Raw genomic sequence first — 13,258 nt, forward strand, 5'->3', positions numbered from 1 at the left:
GTGAAGGGCCAGGGCGTGGCATCGCAGTCACAAACCCGTACAATGCGGGCATTGTGGCGCTTTCCTCATTTCATCCAGCAATCGCCCAATGGTAAAAAGTAGATTCAACGACACTCGTTCATTTTTCAGCTGCTCGGATTGGGCAGTATTTGCAGTCATTCAACAGATGGACGCGCTAAAGGCGCAGGAAAAGACCCGTTTTGAAGAAATCCGCCGCAACACCTAAAGCAGCAGTCGTGCCGGCCTGGCGCCAGCACCTGCATTATCGCCTCAAGGAAGGTGCGCTGATCGCTATCGGCGCGCTGTGCCTGTTCCTGATGATGGCCTTGCTCACGTATGGCAAGGACGATCCTGGCTGGAGCCATAACAGCAAGATCGAAGACGTGCAGAACTTCGGCGGCCCCGCCGGTTCCTACAGCGCCGATATCCTGTTTATGGTGCTGGGTTACTTCGCGTATATCTTCCCGTTGCTGCTGGCGATAAAGACCTGGCAGATCTTCCGCCAGCGTCACGAACCCTGGCAGTGGAGCGGTTGGCTGTTTTCGTGGCGCCTGATCGGCCTGGTGTTCCTGGTGCTGTCCGGCGCGGCCCTGGCCCATATCCATTTTCATGCACCCACCGGCCTGCCAGCGGGTGCGGGCGGCGCGCTGGGCGAAAGCCTCGGCGACCTGGCGCGCAAGAGCCTGAATATCCAGGGCAGCACCCTGATGTTTATTGCGCTGTTCCTGTTCGGCCTCACCGTGTTCACCGACCTGTCGTGGTTCAAGGTGATGGACGTGACAGGCAAGATCACCCTCGACCTGCTGGAGCTGTTCCAGGGCGCGGCCAATCGCTGGTGGTCGGCCCGTGTGGACCGCAAACGCATGGTGACCCAACTGCGTGAGGTGGACACCCGCGTCAACGAGGTGGTGGCCCCAAGCACGCCGGACCGACGCGAACAGGCCAAGGTCAAGGAACGCCTGATCGAACGCGAGCAAGCCCTGAGCAAGCACATGTCGGACCGCGAGAAGCAGGTGCCGCCAGTGATTGCCCCGGCACCGCCCAAGGCCCCCGAGCCCAGCGCTCGCGTGCAAAAAGAGAAACAGGCGCCGTTGTTCGTCGACAGCGCCGTCGAAGGTACCTTGCCGCCGATCTCGATTCTCGACCCGGCCGAAAAGAAACAACTCAATTATTCCCCAGAGTCGCTGGCGGCCGTCGGCCACCTGCTGGAAATCAAGCTCAAGGAGTTCGGCGTCGAAGTGACGGTGGACTCGATCCACCCCGGCCCGGTGATTACCCGTTACGAGATCCAGCCGGCTGCGGGCGTCAAGGTCAGCCGTATTTCCAACCTGGCGAAAGACTTGGCGCGTTCCCTGGCCGTAACCAGCGTGCGCGTGGTGGAAGTGATCCCCGGCAAAACCACCGTGGGTATCGAAATCCCCAACGAAGACCGCCAGATCGTGCGCTTCTCCGAAGTCCTGTCGACGCCGGAATACGATAACTTCAAATCGCCGGTCACCCTGGCCCTGGGTCACGACATCGGCGGCAAGCCGGTGATCACTGACCTGGCGAAAATGCCTCACCTGCTGGTCGCGGGTACCACCGGTTCCGGTAAGTCGGTGGGTGTGAACGCGATGATCCTGTCGATCCTGTTCAAGTCCGGCCCGGATGACGCCAAGCTGATCATGATCGACCCGAAGATGTTGGAATTGTCGATCTACGAAGGCATCCCGCACCTGCTGTGTCCAGTCGTCACCGACATGAAGGACGCCGCCAACGCCCTGCGTTGGAGCGTTGCCGAGATGGAGCGCCGCTACAAGTTGATGGCGAAGATGGGCGTACGTAACCTGTCGGGCTTCAACGCCAAGGTCAAGGAAGCCCAGGACGCCGGCACACCGCTGGCCGACCCGCTGTACAAGCGCGAAAGCATCCACGACGAAGCGCCGCTGCTGACCAAGCTGCCGACCATCGTGGTGGTGGTCGACGAATTTGCCGACATGATGATGATCGTCGGCAAGAAGGTCGAAGAACTCATCGCACGTATCGCCCAGAAAGCTCGGGCGGCCGGTATCCACTTGATCCTCGCGACCCAGCGTCCGTCGGTGGACGTGATCACCGGCCTGATCAAGGCCAACATCCCGACGCGCATGGCGTTCCAGGTGTCGAGCAAGATCGACTCGCGGACCATCATCGACCAGGGCGGTGCCGAGCAACTGCTGGGCCACGGTGACATGCTCTACATGCCGCCAGGCACCAGCCTGCCGATCCGGGTGCACGGCGCGTTTGTTTCCGACGATGAAGTACACCGCGTGGTGGAAGCCTGGAAACTGCGCGGCGCGCCGGAATACAACGACGACATCCTCGCAGGCGTTGAAGAAGCCGGCAGTGGCTTCGACGGCGGCAGCAGTGGCGACGATGATGCCGAGACCGACGCGCTGTACGACGAAGCCGTGGCCTTCGTGCTGGAAAGCCGTCGCGCGTCGATTTCTGCCGTGCAACGCAAACTCAAGATTGGCTACAACCGCGCCGCCCGCATGATCGAATCCATGGAAAATGCCGGCGTCGTCACCGCAATGAACACCAACGGCTCGCGCGAAGTCATTGCCCCCGGGCAGATGCGCGACTGACCCCGTGCCGCGTGGCAGCACGCGGCGCGCCCTGACTACTCAATGAGGACTCCCATGCGTCTTATCCGCATGCTGTTGTTGCCGGCACTGGCCCTGACCGCTGTTTCGGCTCACGCTGACCCGGCTTCCGTCGCCAGCCTGAAGAACCTGTTGGACAAATCCCAAACGCTGACTGCGCGCTTTTCCCAGCTGACCCTGGATGCCGGCGGCACCCAGTTGCAGGAAACTGCAGGCGAAATGGCTGTGCAGCGCCCGGGCCTGTTCTACTGGCATACGGAAGGCAAGGCTGAGCAGACCATCGTGTCCGATGGCCAGAAGGTCACCCTGTGGGACCCGGACCTGGAACAGGCGACCATCAAGAAGCTCGACCCGCGCCTGAACCAGACCCCGGCGCTGTTGCTGTCGGGCGATGTGTCGAAAATCAACGACAGCTTCGACATCACGTCCAAGCAAACCAGCAACGTCATTGAGTTCACCCTCAAGCCGAAATCCAAGGACACCCTGTTTGACACACTGTCCCTGTCGTTTGGCAACGGCGTGATCAATAACATGCGCCTGGTCGACAGCGTCGGCCAACGCACCGATATCCTGTTCTCCGGGGTCAAGGCCAACCAGCCGGTGCCGGCGTCCAAGTTCAAGTTCGACATCCCCAAGGGTGCCGATGTGATCCAGGAATAAATCCCCCAGAGGTTTCAAACGCTGCCCATGGACCTGTTTCGAAGTGACCCGATTGCCCAGCCCCTGGCCGCGCGCTTGCGCTCGACCAATCTGGATGAGTACGTCGGTCAGGAACACCTGCTCGCGCGCGGCAAGCCCCTGCGCGAAGCCTTGGAGCAGGGCGCACTGCATTCGATGATCTTCTGGGGGCCGCCGGGCGTGGGTAAAACCACCCTGGCGCGGCTGCTGGCGAAGGTCTCGGATGCACACTTCGAAACGGTCTCGGCGGTGCTCGCCGGGGTCAAGGAGATCCGCCAGGCGGTGGAAGTCGCCAAGCAGCAGGCCGGGCAATACGGCAAGCGCACCATCCTGTTTGTCGATGAAGTGCATCGCTTCAACAAATCGCAGCAGGATGCGTTCCTGCCCTATGTGGAAGACGGCACGCTGATCTTTATCGGTGCCACCACCGAGAACCCTTCTTTTGAATTGAACAACGCCTTGCTCTCGCGGGCGCGCGTCTATGTGCTGAAAAGCCTGGACGAGGCGGCGATGCGAAAGCTGTTGCAGCGTGCGTTAAGCGAAGACAAGGGCCTGGGCAAGCGCCAGCTGAGTCTCAGCGATGAAGGCTTCAAGATACTGATGAGCGCCGCCGACGGTGACGGGCGCCGCTTTCTCAACCTGCTGGAAAACGCCTCGGACCTCGCCGAAGACGGCAATGAAATTGGCGTCGACCTCCTGCAAAGCCTGCTCGGCGATACGCGTCGGCGCTTCGACAAGGGCGGCGAAGCCTTCTACGACCAGATATCGGCGCTGCACAAATCCGTACGCGGTTCCAACCCGGACGGCGCGCTGTACTGGTTCGCGCGCATGATCGACGGCGGCTGCGACCCGCTTTACCTTGCCCGCCGCGTGGTGCGCATGGCCAGCGAAGACATCGGCAACGCCGACCCGCGTGCGCTGAGCCTGTGCCTGGCGGCGTGGGAAGTTCAGGAGCGCCTGGGCAGCCCGGAAGGCGAATTGGCAGTGGCCCAGGCCATTACCTATTTGGCCTGCGCACCTAAAAGCAACGCGGTGTACATGGGCTTCAAGTCCGCGCTGCGCGCCGCTGCTGAACACGGCTCCCTGGAAGTGCCGCTGCACCTGCGCAACGCGCCGACCAAGCTGATGAAACAACTGGGTTACGGCGATGAATACCGTTATGCCCACGATGAACCGGACGCCTATGCTGCCGGTGAAGATTACTTCCCCGACGACCTTGAGCCACAACCGTTCTACCAGCCGGTGCCCCGTGGCCTGGAGCTGAAGATCGGTGAAAAGCTCAATCACCTCGCCCAACTCGATCGACTCAGCCCAAAACAGCGGAGAAAGTAGTGCTCAAGACGATTCTTGCCGTGTCCGCAGCCGGCATCGCTGGTACATTATTGCGTTTCGCCACTAGCACCTGGGTCAGCGCCAACTGGCCGAAGCATTTTTATGCGGCGACCCTGGCGGTCAACCTGGTGGGCTGTTTGATCATCGGGCTGTTGTACGGCTGGTTCCTGCTGCGCCCGGAAGTACCGATTGAAATTCGGGCTGGCTTGATTGTCGGCTTTGTAGGCGGTCTGACGACCTTTTCATCCTTTTCACTGGATACGCTGCGCCTGCTGGAAAGCGGGCAGGCCCTGGTCGCCTTCGGGTACCTGGGCATCAGCGTGTTCGGCGGGCTGCTCGCCACCTGGGCTGGCCTGTCCTTGACCAAACTTTGATAAACGAGAGACCGACATGCTCGATTCCAAACTGTTACGTAGCAACCTTCAGGACGTAGCGGACCGCCTGGCATCCCGTGGCTTTGCCTTGGATGTCGCGCGCATCGAAGCGCTGGAAGAACAGCGCAAGACCGTCCAGACCCGCACCGAAGCACTGCAGGCTGAGCGTAATGCGCGTTCCAAATCCATCGGTCAGGCCAAGCAGCGCGGCGAAGAGATCGCGCCGCTGATGGCGGATGTCGAGCGCATGGGCACCGAGCTGTCCGACGGCAAAGTCGAGCTGGACAAGATTCAGGCCGAGCTGGATTCGATCCTGCTGGGCATCCCTAACGTGCCGCATGAGTCTGTGCCGATTGGCGAAGACGAAGACGGCAACGTCGAAGTGCGCCGTTGGGGCACGCCAAAAGCCTTTGATTTCGAGATCAAGGACCACGTTGCCCTGGGCGAGTTGACCGGCGGCCTGGATTTTGAAACTGCCGCCAAGATGTCCGGCGCACGCTTTGCCTTGCTGCGCGGCCCGATCGCGCGCATGCACCGTGCCCTGGCGCAGTTCATGATCAACCTGCACACCGCCGAGCATGGTTACGAAGAAGCCTACACCCCTTACCTGGTGCAGGCGCCGGCGCTGATGGGCACCAGCCAGCTGCCGAAGTTCGAGGAAGAGCTGTTCAAGATCAGCCGCGACGGTGACGCCGATCTGTACCTGATCCCGACCGCCGAAGTGTCGCTGACCAACATCGTGGCGGGCGAGATCCTCGACGCCAAGCAACTGCCGTTGAAGTTCGTGGCTCACAGCCCGTGCTTCCGCAGCGAAGCCGGTGCATCGGGTCGTGACACTCGCGGCATGATCCGCCAGCACCAGTTCGACAAGGTCGAGATGGTGCAGGTCGTCGAGCCGTCGACGTCCATGGAAGCCCTGGAAGGCCTGACCGCCAACGCCGAACGCGTCCTGCAACTGCTGGAGCTGCCGTATCGCGTGCTGGCGCTGTGCACGGGCGACATGGGTTTCAGCGCCGTGAAGACCTACGACCTCGAAGTGTGGGTGCCGAGCCAGGATAAATACCGCGAGATTTCGTCGTGCTCCAACTGCGGTGATTTCCAGGCGCGTCGTATGCAAGCGCGTTTCCGTAACCCGGAAACCGGCAAGCCGGAGCTGGTCCACACCCTCAACGGTTCGGGCCTGGCCGTAGGCCGTACGCTGGTGGCGGTGCTGGAAAACTACCAACAGGCTGACGGTTCGATCCGCGTGCCTGAAGTGCTCAAGCCTTACATGGCTGGCGTCGAGGTCATCCGCTAAATGGAATTTCTGCCGCTGTTTCATAACCTGCGCGGCAGTCGTGTGTTGGTCGTCGGTGGTGGGGAGATTGCCTTGCGCAAATCCCGGCTGCTGGCCGACGCCGGTGCGGTGTTGCGGGTGGTTGCTCCCCAGATCGAAGACCAGTTGCGTGAGCTGGTGCAGGGCAGTGGCGGGGAACTGATGTTGCGCGGTTATCAGGAGGCCGACCTCGACGGTTGCACCCTGATCATCGCGGCAACGGACGACGAGCCGCTGAACGCGCAAGTGTCCAGCGATGCCAAGCGTCGTTGCGTGCCGGTCAATGTGGTGGATGCGCCGGCCTTGTGCAGCGTGATATTCCCGGCGATTGTCGACCGTTCGCCTTTGGTGATCGCGGTGTCCAGCGGCGGCGATGCGCCGGTGCTGGCGCGCCTGATCCGCGCCAAGCTGGAAACCTGGATTCCTTCCACCTACGGTCAGTTGGCCGGGTTGGCGGCGCGTTTTCGTGCCCAGGTCAAAGGTTTGTACCCGGATGTGCAGCAACGTCGCGCGTTCTGGGAAGAGGTGTTTCAAGGCCCGATTGCCGATCGCCAGCTGGCCGGGCAGGGGGCTGAAGCCGAGCGTTTACTGATCGAAAAGGTCAACGGAGCGCCGCCTTATGCGCCGGGTGAGGTTTACCTGGTGGGCGCAGGACCGGGTGATCCTGACCTGCTGACCTTCCGCGCCCTGCGCCTGATGCAGCAAGCCGACGTGGTGCTGTACGACCGCCTGGTAGCGCCGGCAATTCTCGAGCTGTGCCGCCGTGATGCCGAGCGCGTGTACGTCGGCAAGCGTCGCGCCGACCATGCTGTGCCGCAAGATCAGATCAACCAGCAACTGGTTGACCTGGCCAAGCAAGGCAAACGCGTGCTGCGCCTCAAAGGTGGCGATCCATTCATCTTTGGGCGAGGTGGTGAAGAGATTGAGGAACTGGCAGCCCACGGCATCCCGTTCCAAGTGGTGCCGGGAATCACGGCGGCCAGCGGTTGCGCAGCGTATGCGGGCATTCCGCTGACCCACCGCGACTATGCGCAGTCAGTGCGATTTATCACCGGGCATTTGAAGAACGGGACGTCTGACCTGCCTTGGCAGGATCTGGTCGGGCCATCGCAAACCCTGGTGTTCTACATGGGCTTGATTGGTTTGCCGATCATCTGCGAACAGCTGATCAAGCATGGGCGGGCAGCGGATACCCCGGCAGCATTGATCCAGCAGGGCACCACATCTAACCAGCGTGTGTTTACTGGCACGCTGGCCGACTTGCCGCGCATGGTGGCGGAGCATGAAGTGCATGCGCCGACACTGGTGATCGTCGGTGAAGTGGTGATGTTGCGTGAGAAGCTGAAGTGGTTTGAAGGCGCCCAGGCACAGGTTTAAGCCTTAAAAGCATCACGGGCAAGCCCGCTCCCACAGGGGATTGCATTCCAATGTGGGAGCGGGCTTGCCCGCGATGGTGCTTCAAAGCCAGCTCATAATTCGGATCAGTTCCGGACACCTTTGCCGCTCAAACGCAGCCGATCATGCTGCGCATCAAACACCTGCAACGGCCCCTTCGGCACAATCCCCGTCGGATTGATCGTGCGATGGCTGGCGTAGTAATGCCCCTTGATATGCTCAAAATCCACCGTCTCAGCCACACCTGGCCACTGATACATCTCCCTCAGCCAATTCGACAGATTCGGGTAGTCCGCAATCCGCCGCAAATTGCATTTGAAGTGGCTGTAATACACCGCATCAAAGCGAATCAGCGTGGTGAACAGGCGCACATCGGCTTCGGTCAGGGGCTCACCGGCCAGGTAGCGATGATCGCCTAGATGCTGTTCCAGGTGATCCAGTTCGGCAAACACATCATCAAACGCACTTTCATACGCCTGCTGCGAAGTGGCAAAGCCTGCGCGGTACACGCCGTTGTTCACGGTGGGATAAATGCGCTCGTTCAGCGCGTCAATGGTAGGGAGCAGCGCTTCGGGGTAAAAATCCAGGGTGTTGCCGGTCAGCCCGTTGAACGCGCTGTTGAACATGCGGATGATTTCCGCCGATTCATTGCTCACGATGCGCTTCAGCTTTTTGTCCCACAGCACCGGCACGGTGACGCGCCCGCTGTAGTCGGCGGTGTCGGCCGTGTAGCGTTGGTGCATGAAGGCGAAATCGTCGAGCGCGTCGCCGGTCGAGCCGTGGGCCTTGTCGAACGTCCAGCCGTTTTCCAGCATCAACCAACTGACCACGGACACGTCGATCAAGCGTTCGAGGCCCTTGAGCTTGCGCAGGATCAGGGTGCGATGGGCCCACGGGCAGGCGAGGGACACGTAGAGGTGGTAGCGACCGGCCTCGGCTTTGAAGCCGCCTTCGCCGCTCGGGCCTGGCGAACCGTCGGCGGTCACCCAGTTGCGGCGTTGCGCCTGTTCCCGTTGGAATGCGCCGTCTGCGCTACTTTCGTACCACTGGTCTTTCCAGCGTCCTTCAATCAGCAAACCCATGACTGGCTCCTCTGCTATTAAGCGTTGGAGGCCAGTCTAAAGGGCTGAGTTCGATTTAAAAGCGCAAAGACTGCAGGTGAATGATCGATTAAATCGATTTATCCCGCGCGTCCCAGTATTGCTGGGCCACCACGAACGCCTGTTCACGTGAGTGACCCAAGCCGCGCAAGGCCAGGGCCATGGTGGCGATCAGGGCCAGTTGTGGGTAGCTGTCTTCGACACCCCCGCGCCACACGGCCTTCAGGTGTTCGGGTTCCAACGTGGCAGGTTTGACGTGGCGTTGGGCGGAGAGGGCGGGCCATTCCTCGTCCCAGCTTTCGCCACCGGCGGTGCCGTACAAATGGCTGGCCGAGTCGGGGTTGATCTCGATTTCGCCGCCATCGCCCTTCACGACAATCACATTGTCGCCGAGCAGGCCGCTGGCATCGCGGTGCACGCCCTGGTAGCCGGGGTGGAAAATGCTTTGCAGGCCAAGCCGCGCATTCAGCGGGTTGAGCAGGCGCGCCAGGGAATGGATCGGTGAGCGCAGGCCCAGGGTGTTGCGCAGGTCGATCATGCGCTGCAACTGCGGCGCCCAATCGCCCAGTGGGATAAATGCCAGGTTGCCTCGCTCATAGGCGGTCTCCACCTGCTGCCAGTTACGGCACAGCGGAATCTGCAACGCTTCCACTAATTGCTCGGTGTACAGCCGCCCCGCCGTATGCGCGCCGCCGCCGTGCATCAGGATGCGCACGCCATTTTGTGCCAGGCACTTGGCGGCAAGCAGGTACCACGGCAGGTGACGCTTCTTGCCGGCGTAGGTGGGCCAGTCGACATCCACGTTCAGCGCCGGGGCGTTGAGGCGTTCGCGCACGGCTTCGGTGAAGCCGGCGAGTTCTTCCGGGCTTTCTTCCTTGTGGCGCAACAGCATCAAGAAGGCGCCGAGCTGGGTGTCTTCGACTTTTTCGTCGAGCAGCATGCCCATGGCTTCGCGGGCTTCCTCGCGGGTGAGGTTGCGCGCGCCGCGCTTGCCTTTGCCCAGGATGCGCACGAACGGCGCAAACGGGTGCTCGGCAGGGGTTTCAAGGGTCAGCGGGGCAAAGTCGGTCATAAGCAATTCGTCGGCCTGGGCAGGCCCGCCAGCTTGGCGGCGAGTTTGGCGGGAGTGCCGTTGAACAGTTTGTTGAGGTGCAGGCTGTTGCCCTTTTCCGGGCCCAGCTTCAAGGCGGTGTACTTGATCAGCGGGCGGGTGGCGGGCGACAGCTGGAATTCGGCGTAGAACTGGCGCAGCAGCTGGAGGATTTCCCAATGGTCCGGGGTAAGCTCCAGCGTCTCAGTGGCGGCCAGGGCGATTGCCACCTCATCGGACCACTCGTTCAGGTCAACGAGGTAGCCGTCCTTGTCCAGTTCCAGGGTGCGTGCGCCGACGGTCAGGGTGTTCATAGCCAGGTGTTGACCTTGTCGTAGTCGATCGACAACTGCACGAAACCTGGGTAGTCCACGCTGTCGGCCCAGTCCGGCAGAGGCAAATGGCGCGCCTGCATGTCTTCGGCCAGCACAAAGACCTTCACGCCCTTGGTTTGCAGCGCCGGGTTGTGCAGCGCGTAGGCGCCATCGCCGCAGAGCAGGATGGCGTCCTTGGTGCCACAGATGCGCAGGCAGCTGTCGAGGCGGCTATCGGTAAACGGGGAGTGGGAAACCACATGCAGAGTCGACATCAGAGGGTCATCACCTGGTCGTAACGGTCAATCAACTGGGAGATCGCTTCGCTGTCCAGCGGCTGGGCGCTGGCGGGCGGCGCGAGGCCGCGCTCGGCCAGGCTGTGGCGGCAGGCAAATACGTCATCGATGCCAAAAAGGCCCAATGCCTGCAAGTTGGCGCTGAGGTCTTTTTGCTGCACGGCCTTGGCATCCTGGTGCGGCGCCAGTTGGAACACGCCGTCATCAAGGAACAGCAGGCCAATCGGTAGATCGAAGGCGCCACCGGCCAGGACGATATCCAAGGCTTCCCGGGCACTCGGCCCGGACCATGGCGCCTGACGGCTGATCACCAACAAGGATTTGGACATGTCACGGCCCTCCAAAGCAGATCAGGCGGTCAGCGGCCTGGGCGGCGTCATGCAACTGACCCAGGCCCGACAGCGCCCACGGCGCATCCAGATTCACCGCGCTGCGTTGATAGCGCGCGGCTTCCTCTTGGTTAAGCACGCCACGGCGCAAGGCGGCAGCGATGCACACCACACCGTCGAGTTGGTGCTGGCTGACAAACTCACGCCATTGGCGGGCAATGTCTTGCTCATCCTGGGGCGCAACGATGTTATTGGACGCGCTATACACGCCGTCCTGGTAGAAAAACAGCCGCACAATCTCATGCCCGCCGGCCAACGCCGCTTGGGCGAACAGCAGGGCACGGCGCGAAGAGGGCGCGTGGGCGGCGGAAAACAGTGCAATCGCGAACTTCATGGAACACTCTGCAAGCAAACGTGGGGCAATGATAAAGCCGCTGCCACGAAAAAGCCCGCCGTGATCAAAACGGTCACTGTTGGTGACCGTTCCGGCGATTGCCGGTAAGCGCAAGGCTGCCTAGTCTGTGTGCATTCAAAACAAAAATGGAGTGCCCATGTCAGGTCCCTTGGCGTCCCTCAAAGTGTTGGATTTTTCCACCTTGCTGCCGGGCCCGTTTGCATCGTTGATGCTGGCGGACATGGGCGCCGAGGTGCTGCGTATCGAATCGCCCACGCGCCCGGACCTGCTGCGGGTATTACCGCCCCATGATCAGGGTGATTCGGCGAGCCATGCCTACCTCAATCGCAATAAGCGCAGCCTGGCGCTTGACCTCAAGCAGCCTGAAGCGCTGGAGATCGTGCGGGCGTTGGTCAAGGCGTACGACATCGTGCTCGAACAGTTCCGGCCAGGGGTGATGGAACGCCTGGGCTTGGGGTATGAGGCGTTGAAGGCGATCAACCCAAAGCTGATTTACGTGTCTATCACCGGTTACGGCCAGACCGGGCCCTATAAGGACCGCGCCGGGCACGATATCAATTACCTGGCACTGGCCGGCGTGGCCAGCTACACCGGTCGTGCCGACAGCGGGCCGCTGCCGTTGGGCGTGCAACTGGCGGACGTGGGAGGAGGGTCGCTGCATGCGGTGGTGGGGTTGTTAGCGGCTGTTATCGCCCGACAGCAGAGCGGGGTCGGCCAATACCTGGATGTGAGCATGACCGACTGCTCGTTCAGCCTGAATGCCATGGCCGGCGCGGGTTACCTGGCGTGTGGGGTGGAGCCGGAGTGGGAGAGCCATGTGCTTAACGGCGGGAGTTTCTACGACTATTACCGCTCGCGGGAGGGGCGCTGGATGGCGGTGGGCAGTTTGGAGCCAGGGTTCATGCAACAACTCTGTGAAACGCTGGGACGGCCGGAGTTGGCGGCACAAGGCTTGTCGCCCAGGCCGGAGCAGCAAAAAGCCCTTAAGCAGGCGCTGAAAGTCGAGTTTGAAAAGCGTAGCTTCGAAGAGTTGTGTGAGTTGTTTGCTGGGGTCGACGCCTGTGTCGAACCGGTGCTCAGCCTGAGCGAGGCAGTGGAGCATCCGCAGTTAAAAGCGCGCGAACTGATCAGCCAGGTGCCTCGGGGTGACGGTTCGACCCAGGCGCAACTGGCCTGCCCGTTGAAGTTTTCCGAGGGGGTGCCAGCGCCTCGGCATATCGGAGCTGCAGTGGGGGCGCACAGTGATGAGGTATTGGCGGAGTTGGGGCTTAGTGCTCAGCGGATAAGCGAGCTGCGACGGGCTAAGGTGGTTGGGTAGCCTGAGCTGACGCTATCGCAGGCAAGCCAGCGCCCACATTTGATAGGCGGCGCGGTCAAAGTGTGGGAGCTGGCTTGCCTGCGATGAGGCCCTCACTCCACCCGAGTTTCCCCGGTAAACACCAACGTCTGCCGACACCGCCGACACAAATACCGCCGCCCCTGCGCCACCATACCATGTCGCTGCGACGAAAACGGAAAGTCGCTATCGGCACACGGGCATCGGTAAATATAGCGAGTCACCTGGCGACGCTTCACCTCATACGTGTGGCAACGGTCAGGCGGCAGTTCGTAAACCCCGCGCATGATCAATTGCCATTCCTCGCCATGGGGCTGAATGCGCTCGCCGAACAATTGGTGGGCGATCAGGTGCGCCACTTCGTGGGCCACGGTCTGTTTCAGGAAATGCTGGCTGTTTTCACGGTACAACTGTGGGTTGAAGCGCAGCAGGTTCTCGTGCAAATGCGCGACACCGGCCTTCTGGCCCCGCAGCTTGAGGCTGACCTGGGGGCGTTTGAAGCTTCGTTTGAAAAAGGATTCGGCTTGTTGGAAACAATCTTCGACGCGGGTATTGAGTTGCTCGGGCATGCTGTACATATCTCCAGAGACCCCCAGTATGCCGCAAAGCTGAGTGTTTCCGAATCTGTCAGGCGCCGAATGGTCATGCATAACGCACAAA

The 13,258-nt window shown here is 61.3% G+C and carries 14 protein-coding genes; 7 read left to right on the top strand and 7 right to left on the bottom strand.

The features are described from left to right. Positions 1 to 200: 200 nt before the first annotated feature. From AB4O35_RS17770 to cysG, 6 genes are read left to right on the top strand one after another with little or no spacing between them, the layout of a single operon-like run. Positions 201 to 2,606: a DNA translocase FtsK gene (locus tag AB4O35_RS17770; RefSeq protein ID WP_065946316.1), complete on the top strand. Its 2,406-nt coding sequence runs from the start codon at positions 201 to 203 to the stop codon at positions 2,604 to 2,606. Between the two features lie 54 nt (positions 2,607 to 2,660). Then, positions 2,661 to 3,284, top strand: coding sequence for an outer membrane lipoprotein chaperone LolA (lolA, locus tag AB4O35_RS17775; protein ID WP_016975527.1), 624 nt, complete (start codon positions 2,661 to 2,663; stop codon positions 3,282 to 3,284). A 27-nt stretch (positions 3,285 to 3,311) separates the two neighbouring features. Then, a complete protein-coding gene (locus tag AB4O35_RS17780; protein WP_049712683.1) occupies positions 3,312 to 4,634 on the top strand; it encodes a replication-associated recombination protein A in 1,323 nt (440 codons plus the stop codon). Continuing rightward, on the top strand, positions 4,634 to 5,008 hold the full coding sequence (gene crcB / locus AB4O35_RS17785) for a fluoride efflux transporter CrcB (RefSeq protein ID WP_065872076.1): 375 nt from the start codon (positions 4,634 to 4,636) through the stop codon (positions 5,006 to 5,008). Before AB4O35_RS17780 ends, crcB begins: the two co-directional genes overlap by 1 nt. Positions 5,009 to 5,024: 16 nt before the next feature. Next, entirely contained in the window at positions 5,025 to 6,305 is a 1,281-nt protein-coding gene (gene serS / locus AB4O35_RS17790; protein WP_460149157.1) for a serine--tRNA ligase, read from the top strand. Continuing rightward, a complete protein-coding gene (gene cysG / locus AB4O35_RS17795) occupies positions 6,306 to 7,700 on the top strand; it encodes a siroheme synthase CysG (protein WP_065881894.1) in 1,395 nt (464 codons plus the stop codon). 104 nt (positions 7,701 to 7,804) lie between these two features. Here the strand turns inward: cysG and AB4O35_RS17800 are convergent, their stop codons facing one another. From AB4O35_RS17800 to tusD, 6 genes are all read right to left on the bottom strand, one after another. Next, the gene (locus tag AB4O35_RS17800; protein ID WP_065946314.1) at positions 7,805 to 8,800 is read right to left on the bottom strand and encodes a glutathione S-transferase family protein; all 996 of its coding nucleotides are present in this window, start codon (positions 8,798 to 8,800) and stop codon (positions 7,805 to 7,807) included. Positions 8,801 to 8,888: 88 nt separating this feature from the next. Next, on the bottom strand, positions 8,889 to 9,872 hold the full coding sequence (locus AB4O35_RS17805; RefSeq protein WP_371915026.1) for a glycosyl transferase family protein: 984 nt from the start codon (positions 9,870 to 9,872) through the stop codon (positions 8,889 to 8,891). A 14-nt stretch (positions 9,873 to 9,886) separates the two neighbouring features. Beyond that, the gene (locus AB4O35_RS17810) at positions 9,887 to 10,222 is read right to left on the bottom strand and encodes a TusE/DsrC/DsvC family sulfur relay protein (RefSeq protein ID WP_065872081.1); all 336 of its coding nucleotides are present in this window, start codon (positions 10,220 to 10,222) and stop codon (positions 9,887 to 9,889) included. Next, positions 10,219 to 10,497, bottom strand: a complete 279-nt coding sequence (gene tusB, locus AB4O35_RS17815) for a sulfurtransferase complex subunit TusB (protein WP_065872082.1) — start codon at positions 10,495 to 10,497, stop codon at positions 10,219 to 10,221. The genes AB4O35_RS17810 and tusB overlap by 4 nt, the downstream gene beginning before the upstream one ends. Then, entirely contained in the window at positions 10,497 to 10,847 is a 351-nt protein-coding gene (gene tusC / locus AB4O35_RS17820) for a sulfurtransferase complex subunit TusC (protein ID WP_065872083.1), read from the bottom strand. The genes tusB and tusC overlap by 1 nt, the downstream gene beginning before the upstream one ends. Before the next feature lies 1 nt (position 10,848). Next, positions 10,849 to 11,241: a sulfurtransferase complex subunit TusD gene (tusD, locus tag AB4O35_RS17825; RefSeq protein WP_065911001.1), complete on the bottom strand. Its 393-nt coding sequence runs from the start codon at positions 11,239 to 11,241 to the stop codon at positions 10,849 to 10,851. Between the two features lie 157 nt (positions 11,242 to 11,398). Here tusD and AB4O35_RS17830 point away from each other — a divergent pair, with 157 nt between their 5' ends. Further along, positions 11,399 to 12,580 (top strand): CaiB/BaiF CoA transferase family protein, encoded by a 1,182-nt coding sequence (locus AB4O35_RS17830; protein WP_065946312.1) that lies wholly within the window; start codon positions 11,399 to 11,401, stop codon positions 12,578 to 12,580. 92 nt (positions 12,581 to 12,672) lie between these two features. On the opposite strand, the gene AB4O35_RS17835 is transcribed toward AB4O35_RS17830, so the two are convergent. Beyond that, positions 12,673 to 13,167, bottom strand: coding sequence for a SprT family zinc-dependent metalloprotease (locus AB4O35_RS17835; RefSeq protein WP_065872224.1), 495 nt, complete (start codon positions 13,165 to 13,167; stop codon positions 12,673 to 12,675). Between the last annotated feature and the right edge of the window lie 91 nt (positions 13,168 to 13,258).

This window comes from Pseudomonas sp. H1_A03, from assembly GCF_054685145.1.

Bases quoted from the DNA above. Each gene is read 5' to 3' on its own strand.
- lolA (WP_016975527.1), top strand. From the start codon at position 2,661: ATGCGTCTTATCCGCATGCTGTTGTTGCCGGCACTGGCCCTGACCGCT.
- AB4O35_RS17780 (WP_049712683.1), top strand. From the start codon at position 3,312: ATGGACCTGTTTCGAAGTGACCCGATTGCCCAGCCCCTGGCCGCGCGC.
- serS (WP_460149157.1), top strand. From the start codon at position 5,025: ATGCTCGATTCCAAACTGTTACGTAGCAACCTTCAGGACGTAGCGGAC.
- cysG (WP_065881894.1), top strand. From the start codon at position 6,306: ATGGAATTTCTGCCGCTGTTTCATAACCTGCGCGGCAGTCGTGTGTTG.
- AB4O35_RS17800 (WP_065946314.1), bottom strand. From the start codon at position 8,800: ATGGGTTTGCTGATTGAAGGACGCTGGAAAGACCAGTGGTACGAAAGT.
- AB4O35_RS17810 (WP_065872081.1), bottom strand. From the start codon at position 10,222: ATGAACACCCTGACCGTCGGCGCACGCACCCTGGAACTGGACAAGGAC.
- tusB (WP_065872082.1), bottom strand. From the start codon at position 10,497: ATGTCGACTCTGCATGTGGTTTCCCACTCCCCGTTTACCGATAGCCGC.
- tusC (WP_065872083.1), bottom strand. From the start codon at position 10,847: ATGTCCAAATCCTTGTTGGTGATCAGCCGTCAGGCGCCATGGTCCGGG.
- tusD (WP_065911001.1), bottom strand. From the start codon at position 11,241: ATGAAGTTCGCGATTGCACTGTTTTCCGCCGCCCACGCGCCCTCTTCG.
- AB4O35_RS17830 (WP_065946312.1), top strand. From the start codon at position 11,399: ATGTCAGGTCCCTTGGCGTCCCTCAAAGTGTTGGATTTTTCCACCTTG.
- AB4O35_RS17835 (WP_065872224.1), bottom strand. From the start codon at position 13,167: ATGCCCGAGCAACTCAATACCCGCGTCGAAGATTGTTTCCAACAAGCC.